The organism is Candidatus Pelagibacter sp. PS_16, assembly GCF_059417965.1.
In genome coordinates this window covers 820,674-845,276 of record NZ_CM182074.1, presented here as the reverse complement: position 1 = coordinate 845,276, position 24,603 = coordinate 820,674, and the positions used below count along the sequence as shown (strand labels likewise).

At 31.2% G+C, this 24,603-nt stretch carries 25 protein-coding genes; 14 read left to right on the top strand and 11 right to left on the bottom strand.

Translation table 11 applies throughout. From position 1 onward, the window contains the following. The first annotated feature begins 9 nt into the window (after positions 1-9). Entirely contained in the window at positions 10-2,163 is a 2,154-nt protein-coding gene (tmoV, locus tag AC5SL0_RS04540) for a trimethylamine N-oxide ABC transporter permease protein TmoV (protein ID WP_494617944.1), read from the top strand. Between the two features lie 32 nt (positions 2,164-2,195). Here tmoV and AC5SL0_RS04535 read toward each other — a convergent pair whose 3' ends face one another. Beyond that, positions 2,196-3,527: a trimethylamine monooxygenase gene (locus tag AC5SL0_RS04535; RefSeq protein ID WP_027307082.1), complete on the bottom strand. Its 1,332-nt coding sequence runs from the start codon at positions 3,525-3,527 to the stop codon at positions 2,196-2,198. 79 nt (positions 3,528-3,606) lie between these two features. On the opposite strand from AC5SL0_RS04535, the gene AC5SL0_RS04530 reads away from it, so the two are divergent. The 5 genes from AC5SL0_RS04530 to AC5SL0_RS04510 all read left to right on the top strand — a co-directional run bounded on the left by AC5SL0_RS04530 (position 3,607) and on the right by AC5SL0_RS04510 (position 7,881). After that, the gene (locus tag AC5SL0_RS04530) at positions 3,607-4,635 is read left to right on the top strand and encodes a glycerol-3-phosphate dehydrogenase (RefSeq protein WP_006997993.1); all 1,029 of its coding nucleotides are present in this window, start codon (positions 3,607-3,609) and stop codon (positions 4,633-4,635) included. After that, complete coding sequence (locus AC5SL0_RS04525; protein WP_011282287.1) at positions 4,629-4,823, top strand: hypothetical protein; 195 nt, start codon at positions 4,629-4,631, stop codon at positions 4,821-4,823. The genes AC5SL0_RS04530 and AC5SL0_RS04525 overlap by 7 nt, the downstream gene beginning before the upstream one ends. Positions 4,824-4,829: 6 nt before the next feature. Further along, positions 4,830-5,339: a TRAP transporter small permease subunit gene (locus AC5SL0_RS04520; protein WP_494617942.1), complete on the top strand. Its 510-nt coding sequence runs from the start codon at positions 4,830-4,832 to the stop codon at positions 5,337-5,339. Beyond that, positions 5,339-6,670, top strand: coding sequence for a TRAP transporter large permease (locus AC5SL0_RS04515; protein WP_494617940.1), 1,332 nt, complete (start codon positions 5,339-5,341; stop codon positions 6,668-6,670). The genes AC5SL0_RS04520 and AC5SL0_RS04515 overlap by 1 nt, the downstream gene beginning before the upstream one ends. Positions 6,671-6,804: 134 nt before the next feature. Beyond that, on the top strand, positions 6,805-7,881 hold the full coding sequence (locus AC5SL0_RS04510; protein WP_011282284.1) for a type 2 periplasmic-binding domain-containing protein: 1,077 nt from the start codon (positions 6,805-6,807) through the stop codon (positions 7,879-7,881). Positions 7,882-7,928: 47 nt separating this feature from the next. Here the strand turns inward: AC5SL0_RS04510 and AC5SL0_RS04505 are convergent, their stop codons facing one another. Both AC5SL0_RS04505 and AC5SL0_RS04500 read right to left on the bottom strand, forming a co-directional pair. Next, positions 7,929-8,684, bottom strand: a complete 756-nt coding sequence (locus AC5SL0_RS04505; protein WP_027307077.1) for an SDR family NAD(P)-dependent oxidoreductase — start codon at positions 8,682-8,684, stop codon at positions 7,929-7,931. Between the two features lies 1 nt (position 8,685). After that, positions 8,686-10,062 carry an aldehyde dehydrogenase family protein gene (locus AC5SL0_RS04500; RefSeq protein WP_027307076.1) on the bottom strand — a complete coding sequence of 459 codons (1,377 nt, stop codon included), beginning with the start codon at positions 10,060-10,062 and terminating at the stop codon, positions 8,686-8,688. Positions 10,063-10,133: 71 nt separating this feature from the next. Here AC5SL0_RS04500 and AC5SL0_RS04495 point away from each other — a divergent pair, with 71 nt between their 5' ends. Then, positions 10,134-11,300 (top strand): iron-containing alcohol dehydrogenase, encoded by a 1,167-nt coding sequence (locus tag AC5SL0_RS04495; protein WP_020169583.1) that lies wholly within the window; start codon positions 10,134-10,136, stop codon positions 11,298-11,300. Then, positions 11,297-12,088 carry a type 1 glutamine amidotransferase gene (locus AC5SL0_RS04490; RefSeq protein ID WP_020169582.1) on the top strand — a complete coding sequence of 264 codons (792 nt, stop codon included), beginning with the start codon at positions 11,297-11,299 and terminating at the stop codon, positions 12,086-12,088. Before AC5SL0_RS04495 ends, AC5SL0_RS04490 begins: the two co-directional genes overlap by 4 nt. Positions 12,089-12,091: 3 nt before the next feature. Here AC5SL0_RS04490 and AC5SL0_RS04485 read toward each other — a convergent pair whose 3' ends face one another. Further along, positions 12,092-13,777, bottom strand: a complete 1,686-nt coding sequence (locus AC5SL0_RS04485; protein WP_020169581.1) for a formate--tetrahydrofolate ligase — start codon at positions 13,775-13,777, stop codon at positions 12,092-12,094. Positions 13,778-13,903: 126 nt separating this feature from the next. Between AC5SL0_RS04485 and AC5SL0_RS04480 the strand changes: the two genes are divergently transcribed. Genes AC5SL0_RS04480 through AC5SL0_RS04465 form a run of 4 tightly spaced genes read left to right on the top strand, consistent with a single transcriptional unit; the run spans position 13,904 to position 19,009 of the window. Beyond that, the gene (locus AC5SL0_RS04480) at positions 13,904-15,160 is read left to right on the top strand and encodes a sarcosine oxidase subunit beta family protein (protein ID WP_011282278.1); all 1,257 of its coding nucleotides are present in this window, start codon (positions 13,904-13,906) and stop codon (positions 15,158-15,160) included. Continuing rightward, positions 15,161-15,427, top strand: a complete 267-nt coding sequence (locus AC5SL0_RS04475; protein ID WP_006997999.1) for a sarcosine oxidase subunit delta — start codon at positions 15,161-15,163, stop codon at positions 15,425-15,427. Position 15,428: 1 nt separating this feature from the next. Continuing rightward, positions 15,429-18,425 carry a sarcosine oxidase subunit alpha family protein gene (locus AC5SL0_RS04470; RefSeq protein WP_494617937.1) on the top strand — a complete coding sequence of 999 codons (2,997 nt, stop codon included), beginning with the start codon at positions 15,429-15,431 and terminating at the stop codon, positions 18,423-18,425. Then, positions 18,422-19,009 (top strand): sarcosine oxidase subunit gamma family protein, encoded by a 588-nt coding sequence (locus AC5SL0_RS04465; RefSeq protein WP_494617935.1) that lies wholly within the window; start codon positions 18,422-18,424, stop codon positions 19,007-19,009. Before AC5SL0_RS04470 ends, AC5SL0_RS04465 begins: the two co-directional genes overlap by 4 nt. A 4-nt stretch (positions 19,010-19,013) precedes the next feature. On the opposite strand, the gene AC5SL0_RS04460 is transcribed toward AC5SL0_RS04465, so the two are convergent. Then, the gene (locus tag AC5SL0_RS04460) at positions 19,014-19,865 is read right to left on the bottom strand and encodes a DMT family transporter (protein WP_271579833.1); all 852 of its coding nucleotides are present in this window, start codon (positions 19,863-19,865) and stop codon (positions 19,014-19,016) included. Between the two features lie 109 nt (positions 19,866-19,974). Here AC5SL0_RS04460 and AC5SL0_RS04455 point away from each other — a divergent pair, with 109 nt between their 5' ends. After that, positions 19,975-20,286, top strand: a complete 312-nt coding sequence (locus tag AC5SL0_RS04455) for a hypothetical protein (RefSeq protein WP_494617933.1) — start codon at positions 19,975-19,977, stop codon at positions 20,284-20,286. Here AC5SL0_RS04455 and AC5SL0_RS04450 read toward each other — a convergent pair. The 3 genes from AC5SL0_RS04450 to AC5SL0_RS04440 are packed head-to-tail and all read right to left on the bottom strand — an operon-like array spanning position 20,276 to position 21,851. Then, a complete protein-coding gene (locus tag AC5SL0_RS04450) occupies positions 20,276-20,716 on the bottom strand; it encodes a hypothetical protein (RefSeq protein WP_006998004.1) in 441 nt (146 codons plus the stop codon). The two genes, AC5SL0_RS04455 and AC5SL0_RS04450, sit on opposite strands and share 11 nt — an antisense overlap. A 3-nt stretch (positions 20,717-20,719) precedes the next feature. After that, positions 20,720-21,466, bottom strand: a complete 747-nt coding sequence (locus AC5SL0_RS04445; protein WP_494617931.1) for an aspartate/glutamate racemase family protein — start codon at positions 21,464-21,466, stop codon at positions 20,720-20,722. 37 nt (positions 21,467-21,503) lie between these two features. Continuing rightward, positions 21,504-21,851, bottom strand: a complete 348-nt coding sequence (locus AC5SL0_RS04440; RefSeq protein WP_006998006.1) for a cupin domain-containing protein — start codon at positions 21,849-21,851, stop codon at positions 21,504-21,506. Positions 21,852-21,910: 59 nt separating this feature from the next. On the opposite strand from AC5SL0_RS04440, the gene AC5SL0_RS04435 reads away from it, so the two are divergent. After that, on the top strand, positions 21,911-22,669 hold the full coding sequence (locus tag AC5SL0_RS04435; protein ID WP_006998007.1) for an alpha/beta fold hydrolase: 759 nt from the start codon (positions 21,911-21,913) through the stop codon (positions 22,667-22,669). 81 nt (positions 22,670-22,750) lie between these two features. Here the strand turns inward: AC5SL0_RS04435 and AC5SL0_RS04430 are convergent, their stop codons facing one another. The 3 genes from AC5SL0_RS04430 to AC5SL0_RS04420 form a co-directional block, all read right to left on the bottom strand. Continuing rightward, positions 22,751-22,957, bottom strand: a complete 207-nt coding sequence (locus AC5SL0_RS04430) for a cold-shock protein (protein ID WP_006998008.1) — start codon at positions 22,955-22,957, stop codon at positions 22,751-22,753. 118 nt (positions 22,958-23,075) lie between these two features. Then, the gene (locus tag AC5SL0_RS04425; protein ID WP_018414294.1) at positions 23,076-23,543 is read right to left on the bottom strand and encodes a GNAT family N-acetyltransferase; all 468 of its coding nucleotides are present in this window, start codon (positions 23,541-23,543) and stop codon (positions 23,076-23,078) included. 11 nt (positions 23,544-23,554) lie between these two features. Further along, positions 23,555-24,601 carry a 5-(carboxyamino)imidazole ribonucleotide synthase gene (locus AC5SL0_RS04420; RefSeq protein ID WP_494617929.1) on the bottom strand — a complete coding sequence of 349 codons (1,047 nt, stop codon included), beginning with the start codon at positions 24,599-24,601 and terminating at the stop codon, positions 23,555-23,557. Positions 24,602-24,603: the final 2 nt, after the last annotated feature.

Here is a 24,603-nt window from a genome sequence, read left to right as displayed (position 1 = left end):
AGGCAAAATATGGAATTATTAAAAAAATATCCAAAATTTTTTCAATGGTTATTTTTGTTAATTGTATTTTTTAGCTTATGTTTTGCAATAGAAGTTCCTGAAACTTATAATTTTATAAGAGGCCAAGCCGAATTCATTAAAGACCCTAATCAAAGTACTTATACATTGTTTGGTGCAGAGGTAAGGTATTTTGCTTTTGATGTTTTATGGAGATTACCTCCTTTATTAGGATGGTTACCTATTTGGATTAACGATTCATTATTCTTTTTAATGAATGATTGGATGCCAATAGAATTTTGGAATGAAGACACTCAAGAATTTAGAACTCAACCCTTAGTCTTACAAATAACAAGAAATTTAACTTCATTTATGACATTTCTCATAGAGTTAATTAGAGAAATTTTATTAGGTGGAATGGAAACTATTGTTGCGTTCACTAGTTGGGATTGGATTGATGCTAATCCCTGGGCAGAATTACCAGGACTTCCATGGACAATTGTAGCGGCAGGAGCAGCTATATTAGGCTACAAGTTAAGTGGTAAGGGTCTTGCTTTGTTTGCAGGTTTAGTAATGATTTATATTTCTGTTTTTGGTCAATGGAAGCCATCAATGCAAACTCTTTCTTTTATATTGGTAGCCGCACCACTTTCTTTTATTTTTGGTTTAACTTTGGGTGTTATGGCATTCAAAAGCAAACGTGTTGAAAAACTTTTATATCCAATACTTTTAGTTATGCAGACTATGCCTCAATATGCTGTATTAGTTCCTGCAATTGTTCTTTTCGGTATTGGTGACCATGCTGCTGTTATCATAACTATGGTTGTGGCTGTTCCACCAATGATATTATTAACTTTGTTGGGTCTAAGAGGAATACCCCCTGAAGTTATTGAGGCCGGTAGAATGAGTGGGTGTAATAATTGGCAACTTATGACTAAAGTGTTAATTCCTACTGCTAGAAGAGACATTTTAATTGGAGTTAACCAGGTCATAATGGTGTGTTTTTCTATGGCAGTTATTTCAGCATTTATAGGCGCAAAAGGTTTAGGGTTTAATTTATTATTAGCATTAAACCAGCTAAATATTGGATTAGCATTAGAGGCTGGTTTATGTATTAGTTTGATTGCAATACTTTTGGATAAGATGTCCTTAGCTTGGGCAAATAAGCAAATAGATTATTTTGGTAACTTGACTTATTTTCAGCGTAATAAAAATATATTATTTTTTGCAGCTGCTGTAATTCTAGGAATTATTTTTTCATATCTGGGGTCATTTTATTTTAAAGATGGGTCTAATTATTTATTTGAAGTTCCTCACAATAAAGGAATATCAACAGCAGATTTTTGGAATAAAGGTGTGGATTGGATTTGGGATACTTTCTTTCATACTTTAAAGATTTTTAATACTTGGTTGATAGTAGATGTGTTGCAACCCATGAGAGCTTTATATTTAAGAATGCCAGCAGTTGCTACTTTAGTTTTAGTCATTGGGGCGGGTTATATAATTGGAGGAATTCGTTCAGCTATTGTTGTGGGTGGATTAACTTTATTTATCGCATTGAGTCCTTGGTGGGATAGAGCTTTAGTTACATTGTACATGGCAACTTTTGGAGTTTTTATATCCACTATAATTGGATTTACAGTTGGAATTATATCATTTCAAAACAAGCATACTGCAAATTTTATGCTGGGCGTTTGTGATATCTTTCAAACCTTCCCTTCGTTTGTATACTTAATTCCTGTGATGATGCTTTTTGGAGTTACAGATACTTCAGTATTAATTGCTGTAATAGTTTATGCAACTATACCTGCAACAAGGTATACTATTGAAGGTTTAAGAAGTGTTCCAGAAGCTTTACATGACGCTGCCACAATGTCAGGTGTAACTAAAGTACAAAGGTTATTAAAAATTGAATTCCCTTTAGCTTTTCCTCATATGATGCTTGGTTTAAATCAAACAATTGTATTTGCTTTGTTCATGGTAATTATCGGGGCTTTTATTGGAACAGAAGATTTAGGACAGTACATTCTAAAAGCTCTATCTGATAAAAAGGGTGCAGGTATAGGATTGACATTGGGACTTTGTGTTGCTTTTATTGGCCTAATATTTGACCATTTAATCAGAACGTGGGTTGGAAAAAGAAAAAAACACCTTGGTATAGGATAGCTAACATTTTCTTAAACTAGTTAATAAATTTTTTATTTATTTAAAAATGTTTTTAAAGAGTCGTCCATAGCTTCTTCCCATGGTGTATGGTGAATTGGTCCAACAGAGCCTGTCACTGGTGAAGCAAATGATTTATTTCTATAAGTCATTATATTTTCCACTTTATGATGTTCCCATTCTTTAAAAGTTTTTCTAATTAATTCAAAATCAATTTTAGGATAATCAGATAAATCATGAAGTTCTTTGGTGTACTCAGTTTGAAAATCTATCATTTGTTCAGGATTTTCTAATTTTTCTTCCATTGATACCCATTTATTAATATCTTTTTCAATTTCAGATTCATTTGGAACTTTAATTTTCCCCATTATAACATCCCTTGCAAACCAAGCCTGACAATCAAACATATTAAAAGTATGAAATTGATCTTGCATACCTAAATACATTAATTTGTGATTATTTTGCCAAACCACACCTTTGTATAGCATCGGAGGATACAATCTATTGCCAGTTTTTAATTTAAGATCTTCAGATATAAAAGGGAAATGATGAAGATATCCAGTACATAAAATTACAGCATCTGCTTCTTGCACGTGGCCATCTTTAAATATTGCCTTATTCCCCTCAAGTCTATCTAGATGAAAAACTTCTTTCATACCTTTGGGCCATTTAAATCCCATTGGATTGTGTCTATAACCAATAGTAACACTTTTTGCCCCATACTTATGACACTGAAGAGCAACATCTTCAGCAGAATAACTACTTCCTAAAACAACAACATTCTTGCCTCGAAATTCTTCTGCATCTCTAAAATCATGAGAATGCATTATTCTTCCAGGAAATGATTTCATTCCAGGATATTCTGGGATGAATGGAACCGAAAAATGACCAGTAGATACAATTACGTAATCAAAAATATCTTTCGAAATTTTGTCATTTTTTTTATCTCGATAAGTAACCTCAAAGTTACTGTTTACATAAGAAATATTAGTAACAGAGGTGTTAAATTTTATTTTAGATTTTATATTTCCCTTTTTAACTCTACCTAAAATATAATCATATAAAACTGCTCTAGGTGGAAAAGAAGGAATTGGTTTTCCAAAGTGTTCATCAAATGAGTAGTCAGCAAATTCTAAACATTCTTTAGGGCCGTTTGACCAAAGATATCGATACATACTATTAGGTACAGGGTCACCGTATTGATCAGATCCAGTTCTCCAACTGTAGTTCCATAATCCTCCCCAATCTTCTTGCTTATCAAAACAAACTATTTCAGGTATTTTTTCACCATTTTTTTCTGCTTGTTCAAAGGATCTTAAAGCGGACAAACCACAAGGGCCAGCGCCAATAATAGCTACTTTTGTCATAATATCATCTCTCTCTATAAATTTATAACTGTACTTTACCAACAAAATGCTAAAAATTAATATAAAAAAATACTAAATTATGAAAAAAATTATTATTATTGGTGCTGGAGCAATGGGATCAGCTTTTGCTGTACCATGTCTTGAAAACCAAAATGAGGTAACACTCGTTGGTACGCATTTAGAAGATGATTTAATAAATAATATTAAATCTAATAACAATCTTCATCCAGCTTTAAATATTGAATTACCATCAAAATTGAAGGTAGAAAAATTTGAAAAATTACAATCAATACTTGAAGAGGGAGTAGACATCATGGTTGCTGGAGTTAGCTCGGTAGGAATTGAATGGTTTGTTAAGCAAATTACAAAGAGCTACAAAAAAAATCTTCCCATTATTTTATTAACCAAAGGCCTGGCTATTGAGGGTAATGAATTAATAACACTTTCAGATAAAATTAAAAAACTTCTCAAAGATGAAGGTCATACACAAGTAAATATTTCAGCGATTAAAGGACCCTGTTTGGCAGCAGGTCTTGCATATAAAATGAGGACAGGCACAGTTATTGCAAACCCAGATATTAAAGAAACTGAAAAATTAAAAAAAATTATATCAACAGATTACTATTCAACAGAAGTATCAGATGACTTAACTGGCATTGAATTATCAGGTGCAATTAAAAATATTTATTCTATGTTAATTGGAGCCTCAGAAGGGTTAAGTAATTCAAAAGCACCTAAAGAAATTCAATCTAAATATTATTTAAATACATCAGCCTCATTAATTCATAGATCAATATCTGAAATGGTTGAGTTTGTTTCTTTCTATGGAGGAAGACCTGAAACTGTTTATGGCCTAGCTGGTTTAGGTGATTTATATGTTAGTGCAATAGGAGGAAGAAATAGCTTGATGGGAAAATATTTAGGTGAAGGATACCTTTATAAAGAAGCTAAAGAAAAATTTATGAAAAATATTACAGTTGAAGGTGCACAACTTGCATTGGAAATTGGTCCTAAAATTTTACAAGATCTTAATTCTAAACATTTTCCATTAATGTTTAGTATGTTAAATACTATATGCGATAATAAGAAATTAGAAATTCAATGGTAAAAAATATATTAATATTTGTTTTTATAATACTTGGAATGGTGGTTATTTTAAATTTTAGCGACCATAATCTTAAAAGAGCAGTAGATGCCTGTTTAGCTGGAAGCCAAAAACTATCTAAATCTAAAATTACTGATCTTGCGGAAGCTAAAAAATTTTGTGAAGAAGAAATTAAAAAAAATAAAAATTAGAAATTTATGCCAAAAATATTTTCAATTTATGTAAATATAATAGACAACATTTGTGTCAAAGTTGGCAGATTTGTAATGTACGGTGTTTTTTTTATGATGTTTCTTTTAATATTATCTTTCGTTACGAGAAACATTATTAACTATCCTTTAATGTGGATTATAGAGATGGCTCAATTTACTCTTACAGCGTATTATTTACTTGGGGGTGGCTACTCGATGATTACTGATGATCATGTTAGAATGGATTTATTCTATGGGAAACTATCTGCAAAAGGTAAAGCTAAAATGGATGTTTTTACCAGTATTTTCTTGATTTTTTTCTTGGTAATTCTCCTTTATGGCTCTATTTCAAGTTTACAATATACATTAGAGTATAAACAAAAACTTTTTACTGCATGGGCACCTTATCTTTGGCCAATAAAATCTTTGATGTTATTAGGTATTCTTTTGATGTTATTACAAGCTTTCTCAATGTTGATTAAAGACATTGCAAAAATTAAAAATATTAAAATATAATGTTAGCTCAATATCTAAGTTATGAATTTATTGCATTGTTTATGTTCATAACGATGTTGGCAATGATGTTTACTGGTCAAAGAGTATTTGGTGCAATTGGGTTTGTAGCTGTTATTTCAGCATTATTAGTTTGGGGAAATGGAGCTATCGAAATGCCATATACGGCTACATGGAAACTTTTTAAGTGGTATCCAATGCTTACACTTCCACTTTTTATTTACATGGGTTTTATGATTTCGGAGTCAGGTATTGCTAGTGATTTATATAAAATGTTTCATGTATTTTTTGGTGGAATAAAAGGAGGTTTAGCAATTGGCACAATGTTCATGATGGTTGGAATCTCAGCTATGAATGGATTAAGTGTTGCTGGTATGGCTATAGGGGCAACTATTGCTCTCCCTGAAATGTTAAAACGTAATTATGATAAAAGAATGATTACTGGTGTTGTTCAAGCAGGAAGTTCGTTAGGAATTTTAATACCTCCAAGTGTTGTAATGGTTCTTTATGGAATGATCGCACGTCAACCAGTAAGTAAACTTTGGCTTGCAGGACTTTTACCAGGTCTTTTAATGGCTACCTTATTTATAATTTATATTTATGTAAGATGTCGTCTTCAACCTGAGTTAGGTCCAGTATTAAGCGAAAAAGAAAGAGATATTCCATTTAAAGAAAAACTAAAACTTTTAACAGCTGGAATAATTCCATTTGTAATATTCATGTCTATGACTGGATTATTCTTAATGGGTATAGCAAGTTTAGTTGAATGTTCTGCTGTAGGTGCTTTACTTGCAACTTTAGCATCTATCTACAAAAAAAGATTTACTCGAAAAGTTCTTGATACAACACTTAGAAAAACTCTTGGTGTTTCCTGCATGTTTATGTGGATAATATTAGCTGCACTATGTTTTGGAGCGGTATTTGATGGCCTTGGTGCTGCGCGTGCAATTGAAACTTTATTTATAGAAAGATGGCATTTAACTCCTTGGGGAGTTTTAATTATGATGCAACTTTCATATATATTTATGGGAATGTTTTTAGATGATACAGCTATGTTAGTTATAGTGGCACCACTTTATGTACCTCTAATTATCTCACTGGGATTCGATCCTATCTGGTATGGTGTTCTTTATACAATTACATGTCAGATTGCGTATATGACTCCTCCGTTTGGTTATAATTTATTTCTTATGAGAGCTATGGCACCAAAAGAAATAACCTTATCTGATATTTATAGATCTATTACCCCGTTTCTCTTGGTGATGCTCTTAGCATTAATCTTGGTTATGGTTTTTCCTCAAATTGCAACTTATCTTCCAAATAAGTACTTATAAAAATAATAATGCAACTTTAAGTTTTAAAGTTGAAAAAATTAAGGTTTAATAAAAAAATAAATCATTTTTTAGTTTAATCATAATTTTTTTTATAATAGGCTTAACAAATACTTTTTAACTAACAGGGAGAGTTAATGAAAAAAGAAAAAAAAATAATAACAAGTAAAAGGCGATCGTTTATTAAGAAAGCTGGCTTGTTAACTTTTGGTGTAGCAGGAGCAAGTGTTGTTAAAGCACCTTACGCTTATTCTGCATCAAACCCAATTAAATGGAGGCTTCAAACATATTCAGGAGCTCCGCTTGGTGCACATGTTATCAAACCACAAATAGAAGCATTTAATAAAGCAGCTTATGGCGAAATGGAAATTGAACTGTATTATGCGGATCAATTAGTTCCTACCGATGAACTATTCAGAGCCATGCAAGCAGGAACTCTAGATGCCGTACAAAGTGATGATGCTACAATGGGATCACCAGTTGATATCTCAGTGTTTGGTGGATACTTTCCATTTGCAACTAGATACAGCTTAGACGTTCCAGCTTTATTTAAATATTATGGTTTAAATGAAATTTGGGATGAAGCTTATAGTGAGGTTGAAGGTGTTAAATGGTTGAGCACAAGTGCTTGGGATCCATGTCATCTTTTCACTGTAAACAAAAAAGTTACTTCTTTAGCAGATATGAAGGGCCTAAGAGTTTTTGGTGTTCCTACTGCTGGAAAATTCTTGGCGCAATACGGTCTAATACCAGTTACGGTTCCTTGGGATGATGTGGAAGTTGCTATGCAAACCGGAGAACTAGATGGTGTTGCTTGGTGCGGGTTTACTGAGGCATATGAAGTGGGTTGGGCTGATATCTGCAAGTATGCATTAACTAACTCTGTTACAGGAGCATGGTTTGGATCTTACTTTGCTAATCAAAAAGCTTGGGACAAATTAAGTCCAAAACTTCAAGCACTTTACAGAATGTCTATTAATGACTCTCATTATTATAGACAAGTTTGGTATTGGGGTGGAGAAGCTGATCTTCGTGTTAATGGGAAAAAAATGGAACTAACAAGTCTTCCTGATAATGAATGGGCTAAAGTCGTAAACGACTCTAAAGCATTCTGGGATGAGACTTCAAGTATTAGTCCAAGAGCTAAAAAAGTTGTGGATGCATTTAAGTTATATGCAAACACAATGGAAAAAGCTGGATACCCTTATAGATAATAAATATTTTTTAGGCGCCTCAAGAAAGAGGCGCCTAAAGTTAATAACTACGGATTAGCCGTAAGACCCCCATCAACAATCAATTCAGTTCCAGTAATATAATCTGCTTGATCACTTAATAAGAATAAAGAAGCATTTGAAATATCTTCGGGTTTACCTACTTTATTTAAAGGAATAAATTTTTCTAAATTTTTCTTTGTATTAGGATTTTTTTTCCATCTAATCTGCATACCCGTATCTATTGGCCCAGGTAAGATTATATTTGATCTAATTTTGTTAGATGCAAATTGAATGGCAAAGGACTTTGAAAGTCTAATCATTGCTGCTTTTGAAGCACCATAAGCGTCTTGAGGTTTGTCATCACCAGATAATGCATCAATGGAAGATATATGCACCATTGAACCAAATTTATTTTTAATCATTTTAGGTACAATAATTTTTGAAAGATACATCATAGATTTTAAATTTATTTCAAAAACTTTATCCCATACATTAAAATCTATATTTACCGCTGATACATCTTTATCAAACCAAAGAACACCAGTTGTATTAACTAGGTAGTCCAATCTTTTGTGTTTTTTATAAAAATTATCGATATATACTTTCAATTTATTAAAATTAGTTACATCAACTTTTTTAAATTCACATTTTTTATTATTATCTAAAAATTCTTTACTAGGACTTTTTAAATCTAACATTAAAACTGAAATATTGTTTTGAGATAGTTTTTTTGACATCTCTAAACCCATACCACCACTTGCACCAGTGATTACAGCAGTTTTACCTTTAAAATTTAATTTCATTTTATTGTTCTTTTCTTAAGTGAAAGCTTTTTGGTGAAGTTAATTTTTCATAAGCTACCTCAGATAGCGAACAACCTTTTCCGGTTTCATTAACACCAGTCCATGATAATGCAGGATCTAGATAATCACATCTATTCATATAAAACGTGCCTGTATTAATTTGATTGCCAATTTTTTGAGCAACATCAAGATCTTTTGTCCAAACTGAAGCTGTTAATCCATAAGGACTATCATTCATTAATTTAATTGCTTCATTATCATCTTTAACCTTCATAATCCCAACACAGGGTCCAAAAGTTTCTTCAGTCATAAAAGCCATATCATGGTTCACGTTTGTTAAAACCTGAGGAATTAAATAATTTTTATGTTCTTTTGAAAAGTTAAATTTACTTTCATCAATCATTTTTTTTGCACCTTTATCAATTGCAGAGTTTATTTGTTGTAAAATAAAATCAGCAGCTGATAGTTTAACCACAGGACCTAAGTTGGTTTCTTTTTCTAATGGATTTCCAAGTTTGTAATTATAAGTTTTTGAAACAAACAATTCTAAAAAATTATTATAAATTTTTTCATCAACATAAATTCTTTCTATTCCACAACATGATTGACCTGAGTTAAAAAAAGATCCATCAACCAAATTTTCAACTGTTTTTTCTAAGTCACAATCATATCTGGCATAAGCTGGATCTTTACCACCCAATTCTAAAGTCATATCAATAAATTTATTCTGAGTTGCTCTTTGAACATCGTAACCTGCTTTTACTGATCCAGTGAATGAGACAAAATTAATTCGCTTATCAGAAACAATTTTTAAACTATCTTCATGGTTTAAATGTAAATAATTAAAAATATCCTTAGGCAGAATTTTTTTAGCTGATTGGTAAAGTTGCTCAGAACATAAAGGGGTTTGAGCAGAATGTTTTAATATAACAGAATTACCTGCTGCCATAGCTGGTATTATAGAGTTTACTGCAACGAGGTATGGATAGTTCCATGGCGCTATTACAAAAACTACACCAAGAGCTTTTCTTTTTATATAACTTTTAAAATTATCATCTTTTGCTACATCAATATTTGATAATTTCTTTTCTGCAATAGATAGCATGTAATCGGCTCTTTCTTTAAAGCCCTTTAATTCACCAGCCGCTTGAGAAATAGGTCTACCAATTTGTCTACTTAGTTCTTCACAAATCAGATCGCTTCTTGATAAAAAATCTTCAACAAAACTTGTTAATAGTTTTACTCTTTCTTTAATATCTAGATCGGCCCACATTTTTTGAGCTTTCATTGAGCCATTAATAGTTTCTTCTATTTTAGCTCCATCATAATTTCTTTCGATATAAAGGGTATTATCAATAGGTGTAATAGTTTTTTGCATAAATATTTCGGTTAAAATTATTTTAGAAAGTGATATACATCAACCAACTTTATAAAACACTAAAACATAATATGCAAAAATACAACTGGAATTATCCTACTACAATGTGGGTAGGTGAAAATAGAATTAATGATGTTGCTTCAGCATGTAAAAATTTAAACATTAAAAAGCCACTGCTTGTTACTGATAATGGATTAGCTCAATCAGTTATTGTTAAAAACACTTTATCGATTTTAAAAGAGGGTGGAATTATTGCTGCATTATATTCAAATGTTGTTGGTAACCCAACTGGCACGAATGTTAATGAAGGTGTTGATAGTTATAAAAAAAACAATTGTGATGGTGTTATTGCGTTTGGAGGTGGTAGTGGTTTAGATGTTGGTAAAGCAGTTGCTTTTATGTCAGGTCAAAATCTACCTATTTGGGATTTCGAAGATGTTGGAGATAATTGGACTAAAGCAAACTCTGATAAGATTGCTCCCATTATTGCAGTACCTACTACTGCTGGCACTGGTTCTGAAACTGGCAGAGCATCAGTAATATTAAATGAAGAAACAGGCGTGAAAAATATTATTTTTCATCCAAAATTTTTACCCTCAATAGTTATTTTAGATCCAATTTTAACAGTTGGATTACCAGCAAAAATGACTGCAGCAACTGGAATGGATGCACTAGCACATAATTTAGAAGCCTATTGTGCACCAGGCTATCATCCGATGGCAGATGGAATTGCTTTAGAAGGAATGAGATTAATTGATAAGTGGCTATTAGAAGCTGTTAGCAATGGATCTAATATTGAAGCAAGAATGAATATGTTAACAGCAGCTAGTATGGGCTCAACTGCATTTCAAAAAGGACTAGGAGCAATTCACTCTCTAAGTCACCCTGTCAATGCATTAAATAATATTCATCACGGTTTATCTAATGCAATATTTATGCCTTACGTATTAACTTTTAACAAAGATGTAATTGAAAAGAAAATAATTAAAATTTGTGACTATTTAGAACTTAAAGACAGATCTTTTGATGGTTTTGTTAACTGGGTTTTAGATTTAAGAAAAAAACTTGATATGCCTCATAAATTATCAGAAGTGATTGATGAAAAAGATTTTGATATTGATAGATTATCAAAAATGGCTTTAGCAGACCCATCTACTGGAGGAAATCCAAAAAAATTAACTGAGGATGATATGAGGATAATGTACCAGAACAGTATGACAGGTGAATTGTTTAAATGAGTGATTTAAATATTTTAATTGTTGAAGGAAATATTAGAGAAGATAGTGAGTTTTTTATTAAAGCAGCTGGAGCTTCTGCAGCAGATAATTTAAAAAATTTAATCTTAAAAATAGAACCATCTGCAATTACTGAAATTATAAATCCTGGTAATGATGATGAGACTACGAATGCTCTAAAAGACATGAGTAAATATAATGGTATTGTCTTTACGGGTGGTGCAATGCGAATAAATGATATGACGGATGTGATTAAGAAACATATTAATTTTGCATCAAATTGTTTTACTCAAAAAAAGAAGATTTTAGCTATTTGTTGGGGATTACAAGTTTGTTCTACAGCAGCTGGAGGCAAGGTAAACCCTGGTAAAAATGGTGCTCACATTGGAATTGCATCAGATGTAATTATTAATAATGAAGGTGAGAAGCATTTTATTTACAAAGATAAGAAAAAGATTTTTACATCACCAGCATTTAATTTTGATGAAGTAAGTGAATTACCGGAAAATGCTATTCTTCTATCAAGTGATAAAGTTAACAATGTAATGGGCGTTAGTTTTAGTGCGGGAAACTCTGAAATTATTGGCTTACAGTATCATCCTGATTATGAGTACTTTCAGATGCTTAAACTTATTGAAGGTCGTAAAGAACGACTATTTGTAAATAAAAATTTTTTAAATGAAGAAGAGTATGAAAGTCATATCTCATACATAAAATCTCAAAACGAACTATTAGATTTTAATGACAGAACATGTGAAGTTAGAAACTGGCTTAATTATCTGCGTAACTAGTTTCTAAAATAGACCTTCAATTTCACCATCTTTATTTAGCTTAATTGAATCTGCTGCTGGAACTCTTGGTAACCCAGGCATCGTCATAACAGCTCCACATATAACAACAATAAACTCTGCTCCAGAAGAAAGTTTAATCTCCCTAATTGGTAAAGAGTGTCCTTTTGGTGCACCTTTTAAGCTTGGATCTGTTGAGAAGCTGTATTGGGTTTTTGCAATACAAATTGGAAAGTCACCATATCCAGCATCTTCAAAGCTTTTTAATTGATCTCTAATTTTAGTATCTGCAATAACCTCATCTGCTCTATAAATTTCTTTTGCAATTGTTTCTATTTTTTTAAATAGAGGAGTTTTACTTTCATATAAGAATTTGAATTTATCCTCATTTTTCTCACATAATTCAGCAACATGACTTGCAAGTTCTTTTGTACCTTCACCACCATTTGCCCAATGAGTACAAAGACTTGCTTTAACTCCAATAGTGTCACAAAATTCTATCAAAGCTTTTACTTCATTCTCTGTATCTTTAATAAAATGATTAACAGCTACTGCAACTGGTAAACCAAATTTTTTTACATTTTCTACATGTCTTTGAAGGTTAACTAGACCTTTTTTTAAGGCTTCTACATTTTCTGTTTTAAGATCATCTTTTGCTACACCACCATGCATTTTTAACGCTCTAATAGTTGCAACAATTACAACACAGCTAGGTTTTAAATCTGATTTTCTACATTTAATATCAAGGAATTTTTCTGCACCAAGGTCTGCACCAAATCCTGCTTCTGTAACAACATAGTCAGCAAGTTTTAGTCCAGTCTTTGTTGCAATTACAGAATTACAGCCATGAGCAATGTTAGCAAAAGGGCCACCATGAATAATTGCAGGATTATTTTCTAAAGTTTGAGTAACGTTAGGTCGAATTGCATCTTTTAATAATACTGTCATTGGACCTTGTGCTTTTAAATCTTTAGCATAAACAGGTTTTTTATCTCTAGTATAAGCAATTGTAATATTTCCTATTCTCTTTTCTAAATCTTCTAAATCATTTGATAAGCAGAAAATTGCCATGATTTCAGATGCAACAGTAATATCAAAACCATCTTCTCTTGGAAAACCATTTGCAACTCCACCTAAGTTTATATTTATAGATCTTAAAGAACGATCGTTCATATCCATTACTCTTTTCCAGACAATTCTTCTAACATCGATATCTAGTTTATTTCCCCAATAGATATGATTATCAATTAAGGCTGACAACAAATTATGAGCTGATGTTATTGCGTGAAAATCACCAGTAAAATGTAAATTAATTTGTTCCATTGGAACTACTTGAGCATAACCGCCACCAGCTGCTCCACCTTTCATTCCAAAAGAGGGACCAAGGCTTGGCTCTCTTAAACAAACAATAGATTTTTTTCCAATTTTGTTTAATCCATCATTTAAACCAACTGAAGTTGTGGTTTTTCCTTCACCAGCTGGTGTAGGAGTGATTGCCGTCACTAATACAAGTTTTCCATTTGGTTTATCTTTTAAAGTATCTAAATATTCTAAATTAATCTTTGCTATGTGTCTTCCCATTGGACTAAAAGCTGAGCTTTCATCAGGCACATTTATCTTGGCTAAAATATCATTTATAGGTTGCATTTTAGCTTCTCTAGCTATTTGAATGTCTGACTTAACTTCGCTCATTTTAAACTCCTATAAAATTAATTTTTAATGCCCAATTGATATCTTATTTTAAATTTTTGGAAACTTCTAAAAAATATATATAAAAAAAATAAGAACTATTTATATTCCTTTGTATAAAATTATTTTATGCAAAAATATTCTATATTTAATTTGATCAAAAATGCCTTCTCTGGTCATCAAAATTGGGATTTGGCTTGGAAAGATCCAACTCCTAAAAAAGAATATGATGTAGTTATAATTGGTGGAGGTGGTCACGGCCTAGCAACTGCTTATTATTTAGCTAAAGAGCACAATATTACAAACGTTGCTATCATCGAAAAAGGTTGGATCGGCGGTGGAAATGTTGGAAGAAATACCACAATCATTAGATCGAACTACATGCATGACGATAATGCATTGTTCAGTGAGTTTGGAATGGATTTGTGGAGAAAGATGAGTCAGGATTTAAATTACAATGTAATGTTTTCTCCAAGAGGAATTATTAACCTTGCTCACTCAGATGCCCAGATGAATGTTTTCGCAAGAAGAGGAAACTCAATGCGATTAAATGGTATCGATGCAGTTTTATTAAATAGAGAAGAGGTAAAAGAAATTATTCCAATGGCTGACTTTTCAGACAATGTAAGGTTTCCTATATTTGGTGGACTGATGCAACCAAGTGCTGGAACAGCAAGGCATGATGCTGTTGCATGGGGTTATGCACGTCAAGCAGATTCAATGGGTGTAGATATTATTCAAAATTGTGAAGTAACAGGTTTTGATGTCGTAGGTGGAAAAATTCAAGGTGTTAGAACTTCACGAGGGGATATTAAAGTTAAAAAAATTGGACTATGTGTTGCAGGTAGTACAAATATTTTAGCAGAGAAATTAAACATGACAGTACCAATTGAAACACATCTTTTACAAGCTTGTGTTTCAGAACCCGTTAAACCTGTTTTAGATAAAGTTGTAACTTTTGGTGCAGGACACTTTTATATTAGTCAGTCGGATAAAGGTGAGATGGTAATGGGAGGAGATTTGGATGGCTATAATAGCTATGCGCAAAGAGGAAACCTTCCAACCCTTCAACATGTTTTAACTGAAGGAATTGCGATGATGCCTTTTCTTAGCAAACTAAAAATGCTTAGAACTTGGGGTGGGATAATGGATATGTCTATGGACGGCTCGCCTATAATAGATAAAACTCATATTGAAGGATTATATTTAAATTGTGGATGGTGTTATGGTGGATTTAAAGCAACACCAGCATCAGGATGGACATTTGCACATACAATTGCACAAGATAGAGTTCACAAATTAAATGCTGGATATAGTTTAAATAGATTTCACACAGGTCACTTATTAGATGAAAAAGGACTTGGAACTAAAACGTGGATTTCATAAATGCTTCATATTAAATGTCCTCACTGTGGGATGAGATCTCAAAATGAATTTTCATATGGTGGTGATGCAACTGTTAAAAGACCAGAACTTAATAAAGAAGTTTCAGATCAAGATTGGGATAATTTTGTCTATAATAGAAAAAGTTTAAGAGGAAAACACAAAGAGCTATGGCAACATATATCAGGATGCAGACAGTGGATTAAAGTAGAAAGAGACACTGCAACTCACGAAATATTTAAAACCGTTAAAGCTAGCGAAGATATTTAATATGACACAAAATTATAGATTAGATAATATTGGACTAATAAATAGAGATAAAAAAATCTCATTTAAATTTAATGGTGTAACGTACTTTGGCTATGAGGGAGACACGTTAGCATCAGCATTACTTGCTAATGGAGTTCATTTAATAGGAAGAAGCTTTAAATATCATAGACCCAGAGGTTTTTTTGGTGCAGGTGTAGATGAGCCATATGCAATTGTTCAATTATACAGAAATAATGAAACTGAACCGAATGTAAAAGCTACAGAACAAGAGCTCTTTGAAGGTTTGGAAGCAACAAGTGTTAATTGTTGGCCAAGTGTTAATTTTGATATTGGTGCTATCAACAATTTGTTAAAAATATTTCTTCCAGCAGGATTTTATTACAAAACGTTTATGTGGCCAAAAAGTTTTTGGTACAAAGTTTATGAGCCATTTATAAGAAAAGCTGCAGGACTTGGAGTTGCATCAATCGAACATGACAAGGAAAGATACGAACATAAATATGAGTATTGTGATTTACTCATTGCAGGTTCAGGGCCTTCTGGTTTAGCAAGCGCATATGCTGCTGCTAAAAATGGAGCAAGAGTAATTTTGGCCGAAGATAAACCCAGATTTGGTGGAACTTTATTAACTAGTGAAGTTAATATTGGCAATCAAACAGGAAAAGAATGGGCAGAAAATATTATTTCTGAACTTAAAGAAATGCCTAATGTTATTGTTAAAAATAGATCTCAAGTATTTGGTTACTACGATCACAATATGTTAGTGATGTCAGAAAAATTAAGTGACCACTTACCTAAAACTAAAAAATATAATCCAAAACAAAGACTTTGGTATATTAGAGCAAAAGAAGTTTTAATTTCATCAGGATCAATTGAAAGACCTTTAGTATTTGGAAATAACGATACACCAGGTGTGATGCTGTCTTCTGCAGCAAAAGAATATTTAAAAGTTTATGGAGTGTTAGTTGGTAAAAAACCTTTAATATTTACCAATAATGATAGCGGATATGAAACGGCTATAGAGTTTAAAAAAAATGGTGTTGATCCAATTATTTTAGATACAAGAAAAGAACCAAAGTCAGAAATTATAGATGAAGCAAAAAAACTAGATGTTAAAATTAAATTTTCTTACGTAGTAGTTGCGGCTAAAGGGTATAAAAAAGTTAAATCTGCTGAAGTTGCTAAAATTTCTGATGATAAAAACGAACTAGGAACTTTAGAAAATATTAATTGTGATTGTATTTGTGTTTCAGGCTTTTGGACACCAACAATACATTTAGCTTCTCAATCGGGAAACAAAACTACTTTTAATAAGGATATAGATGCATTTGTACCTGGATTATCAAAACAAAATGAAACAACTTTAGGTGCTGCTAATGGAACTTTTACATTAGAAGAAACTTTAAAAAGTTCATTTGAAACTGGATATGAACTTTCAAAAAAAATTACTAATAATGATAACAAAACATCATCGCCAACAGTTATGGAAAAAAAATCTACCACACATGATAAATTTTGGTGTGTGCCTTTGCCTAAAGGAAAAACATATAAAAGATTTTTAGATTTTCAAAACGACGTAGCTGTTTCAGATGTAGAAATTGCACTAAAAGAAGGATATCGATCCATAGAACATGTAAAAAGATACACGACACTAGGAATGGCCACAGACCAAGGAAAAACAAGTAATCTCAACGGTTTGCAATTAGTTTCAAACATTGAAAATAAAATAGTGCCAGAAGTAGGTCATACAACTTTTAGACCTCCGTATACACCAGTTACTATTGGTGCAATTGTTGGAAGAGAAGTTGGAAAACATTCAAAACCAACAAGAAAATCACCAATGCACACTTGGCATGAAAAAAATAATGCTGTGTTTGTAGATGCAGGTGTTTGGTTGAGACCAAGATATTATAAAATTGGAGAAGAAACTTTATTTGAAGGTTCAAAAAGAGAAGCTAAAAACGTTAGAACAAATGTAGGTGTTTGTGACGTAACTACTTTAGGTAAAATTGACATTAAAGGACCTGATGCAGCAGAGCTACTAAATAGAGTTTACACTAATGCTTGGTTAAAACTACCAGTTGGTAAAGCAAGGTATGGTGTAATGTTAAGAGAAGATGGAATTGTTATGGATGATGGAACAACAACAAGAATTTCTGAAAACCATTATCATATGACAACAACCACAGCACAAGCAGCAAATGTTTTATCTCATCTTGAATATTATCTACAACTTGTATGGCCAGAACTAAATGTAAATGTGGTTTCAACTACAGAGCAATGGGCAGGAGCTGCAATTGCTGGGCCAAAATCTAGAGATTTATTACAAAAATTATTTCCAAATATTGATGCTTCAAATGAAGGATTACCTTTTATGGGATATTTAGAAGCAGATTTATTTGGAGTTCACGCACGAATTTTTAGAATTTCATTTTCAGGAGAGCTTGCTTATGAAGTTAATGTCGAATCTGATAATGGAAACTTTATGTGGGAGAAGATAATGGAAGTAGGACAAGAATTTAAAATTCAACCTTATGGCACTGAAGCATTATCAACTCTAAGAATTGAAATGGGTCACATTGCAGGATCAGAACTTGATGGCAGAACCATTCCTTATGATAACTCTTTAGAAGGACTTGTTAGTAAAAAGAAAGATTTTATAGGAAAACGCTCATTAGAAAGAGAAGCATTTATAGCTGAAGATAGACAAAAAGTAGTAGGGGTTGTTCCAATTGATAAGAAAACAAGTATCCCGGAAGGGTCTCATTTAGTTAAAGATGCAATGGCTCCAACACCAAATCCTAAATTAGGATATATTTCAGCATCTTGTTGGAGTGTTGAATACGATAATCCATTTTCACTAGCAATTCTTAAGGATGGAAAAAATATGATAGGGAAAAAACTATTTGCAATGTCTCCTTTAAAAAATAAAACAATACCAGTTGAGATTGTTTCATCGCATTATGTTGATCCAAAAGGTGAAAGAGTAAGATCATGACTTCAATTTCTGCTTTAAAGAATATTCATATCAAAGGTTTATTTGGTGATCATGAAGGAAAAAATGATAAAGAGCTGTTAAAAATAAGCGAATTAAGCGACTATCTAATCATTCAAATTGTTAAGTATAATAGTTCAGCAATAACTATTGAAAATATTAAGTTAGATGATTTGAACTTAAAAAATGAAACTCAAAATATAAGCTGTAACACCAATACAAGAATTTTATGGAATGGACCAAATAACTGGCTTTTAGTTTCTTCAAAGAAAGAAATTTTAAAAGAAATTAATGAAAAATTACCAGAAACAGATTTTGCCATAACAAATATATCTCATAGCAGAGCGATAATTCAAATAGAGGGAAAAAATACAAAAGAGATATTAAAAAAAGGATGTCCTTTTAATTTTAATGAATTGAAAAAAAATACTTGTTTAAATTCAATTTATAACGGAATGTCAGTCACAATTGATATGGTGTATGATAATCCAGACAAAGTTAGAATATTCACATTAAGAAGTTTTGGAGAATCTTTTTATCATTCTATTACTGATGCTTGCTTAGAATTTGGTTATAAAGGAATTTAAAAATTTATTGCTTTCTTGTTGCTATATAAACACCAAAAGTTGCCACAGCAAAACCAACTAAATCTAGATTATTCAATTTTTCATTCAAAAATATCCAAGCCATTATTGCGGTAGTAGGGGGTATTAAAAAAAATATAGAAACAGTTTTACTTGCTGAGTTGTTCTTAATTAAAAACATTAAGATTGTAAAAGCTCCAAAAGATACAAGGAATATCTGATGACTCATTGCTATTAAGAATGTGGATGTAAAATTAATATAAGGTTCACTAAAAATTAAAATAATTATTATGTGAAAAGAACAGCCACCTATTGCTTGATACATATTACTGACAGACAAAGGTAAATTATTACTTATTTTTTTTTGCCATAAAGTAGAAGTTGTGATCGCTAGAAGAGCCATAAAAGAAGCTATCACTCCAAAAACAGGAAGACTTGATCCAATATCAAAACCTAAAACTAAAGCTGCACCAATAAACCCAAGGATCACTCCAATCCATTGTTTAAAAGTAACTTTTTCACCTAAAAATTTTCCTGCTAAAGCATTGGTTAAAATTGGCTGTAAGGTTACAATTAATGCAGCGATACCGGTAGGCATTCCGATTGAAACTGAATAAAAAACACCTCCCAAATACACACCATGAAAAAGTACTCCACTAAAAAGTGATTGTAGAAGGTTTCTTAAATTTGTTAAAATTTTTTGTTTTGTATAAATTGAATAAATATAGAAACCAAAAGCTACCACAAAAAATCTAAATGCCAATGCTGCGAAGGGATCACTGTTATCTATTATTGGTTTTGTTGTCACAAAAGCTGAGGACCATAAAACAATAAAAATGAATGGAAAAATTTTAACCATACCAAGGTTATAGGCTATATTTTATACCAATATTAGAGATTAATATCCAAAATGAACACTTTCTCTCTTGAGTTGTGCTTTTAAATACTTAGGATTAAGGGGGAGTATAATGATTTTAAAAAAGATTTTCGCTGGATTATTTTTGCTATTTTTTCTTAATGGTTGTGTGCAAAGTACAGCCTTATTAGGACCTGCTTATACATTAGCTAGCTCTGGTAATATCTATCAAGCTGGCCTTTCATATGGTTCTAATCAAGCAGTTAAAGAAATTACTGGTAAGTCTCCTACTGAAAATATTAAAAGCTTTGTAGAAGATAAAAGATTAAAAGTTGAAGAAGAAGAAAGCCAAGAAGAGTTTTTTGCTTTAGTAAAAAGTAGAATAGAAAAAACAAGTAAAATTATTCAATTAGCTAATCAGTAATACCTAATAATAGCTGCTCTGATTGCCCAGTTTCTTTACACCACAGTTCATAACTTTCACACATACGCCATAAAAATTGTTGTGCTCTATTTGATGCTTCGATGAGAGTATTGTTTTCAGTCTCGTAAAGTTTAGGAATTTTAATTAAATTTTTAATAGTCATATCTTTTTGAATTTCTAAAAGTTTAATGGTTTCATCTGGTATTTTATTTCCAGTATCTTTGTCTAGATACTCATTTTTTTTTAATTCACCAAACCATTCGTCATGTAATGCACCAGTGCTTAATTTTATAAATTCATTAGTTTCCATGAATTTATTAATAGCTTGTTTTACATCAAGCTCCGGATCTTTATTTTTTTCAATAGAAACGTAGGAGTAAATAATTTCAGCCATATATATAACATATGGTTTTTTGACTTTTATATTCATTATCTATTTTTTATATTTTGCCATACAGGAGTTGGCTAATATTAAATTAGGATCAAGGTACAATTTTGAAACTTTAGCATTTTGTAAAGATTTATATGCAAAAATTGCAATAGGTATCTCAGTGCAGCCAAGTATTATTTTTTTACATTTTTGTTTGATTAAATATTTAATTGCAGGCTTAATAGTTTTTTCTGCTAGTTTTATATTGCCCATTTTTACATGTTTGATTGTTTTGTTTACTGAACTTGTTTGTAAATTACTTAAAGGTTTAATCAATACATAATCCTTTTTAAAAATTTTATCATAAATCTCAGTTTTTAAAGTTCCCTCTGTTGCAAGAAGTCCAATTTTAGAATTTTTTTTACAACTTTTTTTTGTTTGTATAAAAACTTCTTTAGGCATGTTAATGATCGGTATCTTGATTTTTTTCTTTAAATCTTCATACCAATAGTGTGCAGTGTTACAGGGTATAACAATAAATTTGCACCCACTTTTTTCTAATGATTTACATCCATCTAACAAACTTTTTAAAACTCTATTATATTTTTTTGTATTTTTTGAGTTTCTTGGAATTGTAGATAATGATTTAGTTTGAACACCAATAGATTCTGGTCTTCCAGGAATATTTGATTTGTTATAAAGTATGAATAAAGGGTATTCTTGATCACTTTTTCCTCTATTTAACATTGCGAGTTTATTGCAAAAATCAAGTCCCGCTTGAGTTCCCATTCCGCCTAAAATTCCAATCATAAATATATATTTTCTATTAAATTTATTTAATAATTCCTTAAAGAGGTTTGTTGATACCTCTCATAAAAACTAAAATTAAGCAACCATCTTTAGTAAAGGATGAGTGTGTAGAGCCTGGTTCAAAAGTAACAAAATCACCTTTTTTAAAAACTTTATTATCTGGATCAGTTAATTCACCTTCTAACATCAAAAATTCCTCAAAGCCTGTATGCACATGGGGCAAACTTTTAGCATTTGGTTCCATCTTTAAAAGATAAGTTCCATTACCACCATTTTCTTTATTATAGCTAATTTTATGCCAACTCATTCCAGGCACAACAACCCCATAATTATCAAATGGAGTGAATTCAACATCATAAAGGTCAGTTATTTTTCTATTTGTCATACTTGTTAGTTACTTATTATTAAATTGTTATATTCGATGATTATTAATAAAATATAAATATGCAAGATATATTTATTGAAGATATGGGAAGTGGCACTCCACTAGTGTTAGTGCATGGTTTTTTAGGATCATCTGAGATGTGGACTTTGCAAACTGACTTTTTTAAAAAGAATTTTAGAGTTTTGGCACCAGCATTACCCGGTTTTGGAAAAAGTAATAAAGTTAACTCATATAATTCAATTGAAGGTATGGCTAAATCTATATTGACAAGTTTAGAAAAAAAGAAAATAGAACGTTTTTATTTATTAGGTCACTCAATGGGTGGCATGATTGTGCAAGAAATGGCAAAGTTAGCAGGTGAAAAAATATTAAAGTTAATTTGTTATGGCACAGGACCAAGAGGAAATATACCTGGCAGGTTTGAAACCATAGATGCTTCCAGAGACAAACTAAAAACTAATGGACTGGATAATACAGCTTATAGAATTGCAAAAACATGGTTCATTGAAGAGGATAAATCTAAATATTTTTATTTATGTGAAGAAGCGGGTAAACAAACTTCTTTAGAGGCTGCGGACAATGCTCTTGTTGCTATGAAAAATTGGAGTGGTATTGAAAATTTAAAAAATATTAAGAACGAAACTTTGATAATTTGGGGAGATCAAGACAAAGCCTATAACTTCAACCAAGTAGAAACTTTAAAAGAAAATATTATAAATAGTGATCTAAGAATAGTTAATGGCTGCTCTCACAATGTTCATTTAGAGAAGCCAGATGAATTTAATACAATAGTGAGTGAATTTCTTAAAAAAAACTGATTGGTATTGGCTGAAATATTTAGCTAAATAATTAAAAAATTAATTTAATTAAAAAATCGCAGCCAATAGAAAGTGTGAATATTATGCAGTTTTTAAATTTACCGCTGAAGGACCTTTTGGACCATCTTCAACTTCAAAAGTCAAAGCTTGACCTTCATCTAAACCGTTCATACCAGCATCTCTAACAGCTGAAACGTGAACGAATACATCTTTTTCTTTATCTTCTCTTTCAATAAAACCAAAACCTTTAGTTGGATTGAACCATTTTACTTTTCCTTGTAGACTCATATTTATCTTCTTACTTTTTATTGTGTTACTTTTATTACTTATAATTAAGTAATTCACGCTTTGTTTAGATTTATTGAGGTTTTGTCAACTAAATTTAAAAGAATAAATAATTAAAGACTTATTTGTTGCTTATTAGCATGGTCATATAAATAGAGTTGATATCTTTTTTATAATGAGAGAAGGGCTCGCAGGGCTCAAAACCACACTTACTAAATAGTTTTCTGGCATTTAAAAAGAACTCACCAGCACCTGTTTCTAAACTTAATCTTTTAATATTAAGTTTTTTTGCCTCATTAATTAGATGATTTATGACTTTTGTACCATTTCCTTTACCTCTAAAGTTGTCACTAACCCTTATAGATTTGAATTCACCATGTTCATTATCTAGGAATTTTAATGCGCCACTTCCCATTAGGTTATTTTCTTCCCACAGGCTCCAAAATTTAATAGTTGGATCTTTTAATCCAGCTATATCAAGTACGTGAGCACTACCTTCAGGTGACACAGATCTTAACTCAATGAAATGCTTTATAAGTAGCTCATGAACTTCTGGATTATCAAAATTTCCTTCGATTGATTTTAGCATATGAGTAATATCTACTTAAGAAGAGTTGTTAGGTGCCCCATTTTTCTTTTTGGTTTAATTTCTTTTTTAAGATAATCAAAGAAAAATTCATTTTCATTGTGTTCTTTATTTCTGTAATTAGTAATTTGATCTCCAATTATATTTGTCATCATTGCATTGGATATTTTTTTAAGAGGTATTTGCTCTAGTTTACAAACTGCTCTTACATGATTTTCAAATTGACTTACATTATACGCATTAATTGTTAGATGCCCTGAGTTATGAACTCTTGGTGCAATTTCATTTACATAAAGGTTATCATTCCTGTCAATGAAAAACTCAACACACAAAGTTCCAACATATTTTAATTCTTCTGCAATTGTTGTAGCCCATAGTTTTGATTGTTCTAATATTTTATCACTAATCTCTGCTGGAATTTTAGAATTTCTTAAGATTTGATCTTCATGTTCATTTTCAATGGGTTCATAAATTTCATATTTTTGAATACCAAACCTAGTAATGATTATTGAAATTTCTTTTTTTAATTTTACTAATTTTTCTAAAATATAACCTTTTGAATAATCAACATCAATTGAGTCTAAATTTTCTAAACTGTTAATAGGGTGTTGACCTTTGCCATCATATCCTAATTTAGTAGTTTTGAGTATACCAGGTAATAAATCTTCAACAGAATCCATTTCAGATTTTTTTTCAATAGATACATATCTTGTAGTTCTTATATTTAGATTATTGATAAAATCTTTTTCTGCTAATCTATGCTGAATTATTCTATTTACAGAAGGTTTTGGTAAAACAGGTTTTATTTTATTAATTTCATTTAATGTTTCATAGGGAATATTTTCAAATTCATAAGTTACAACATCAACTTTACTCAAAAACTCATTAATCTTGTTTTTATCATTATATTCACCCTGTACAAAATCATTAGAAAAATTTTGGGCAGGAGCATCAATATCATTGCAAAAAATAACTGTTTTAATTTCAAGTTTATTTGCAGCAATAGCAAGCATACTACCTAACTGACCTCCCCCTATAATTCCAAGAATTGGTTTAGACATAT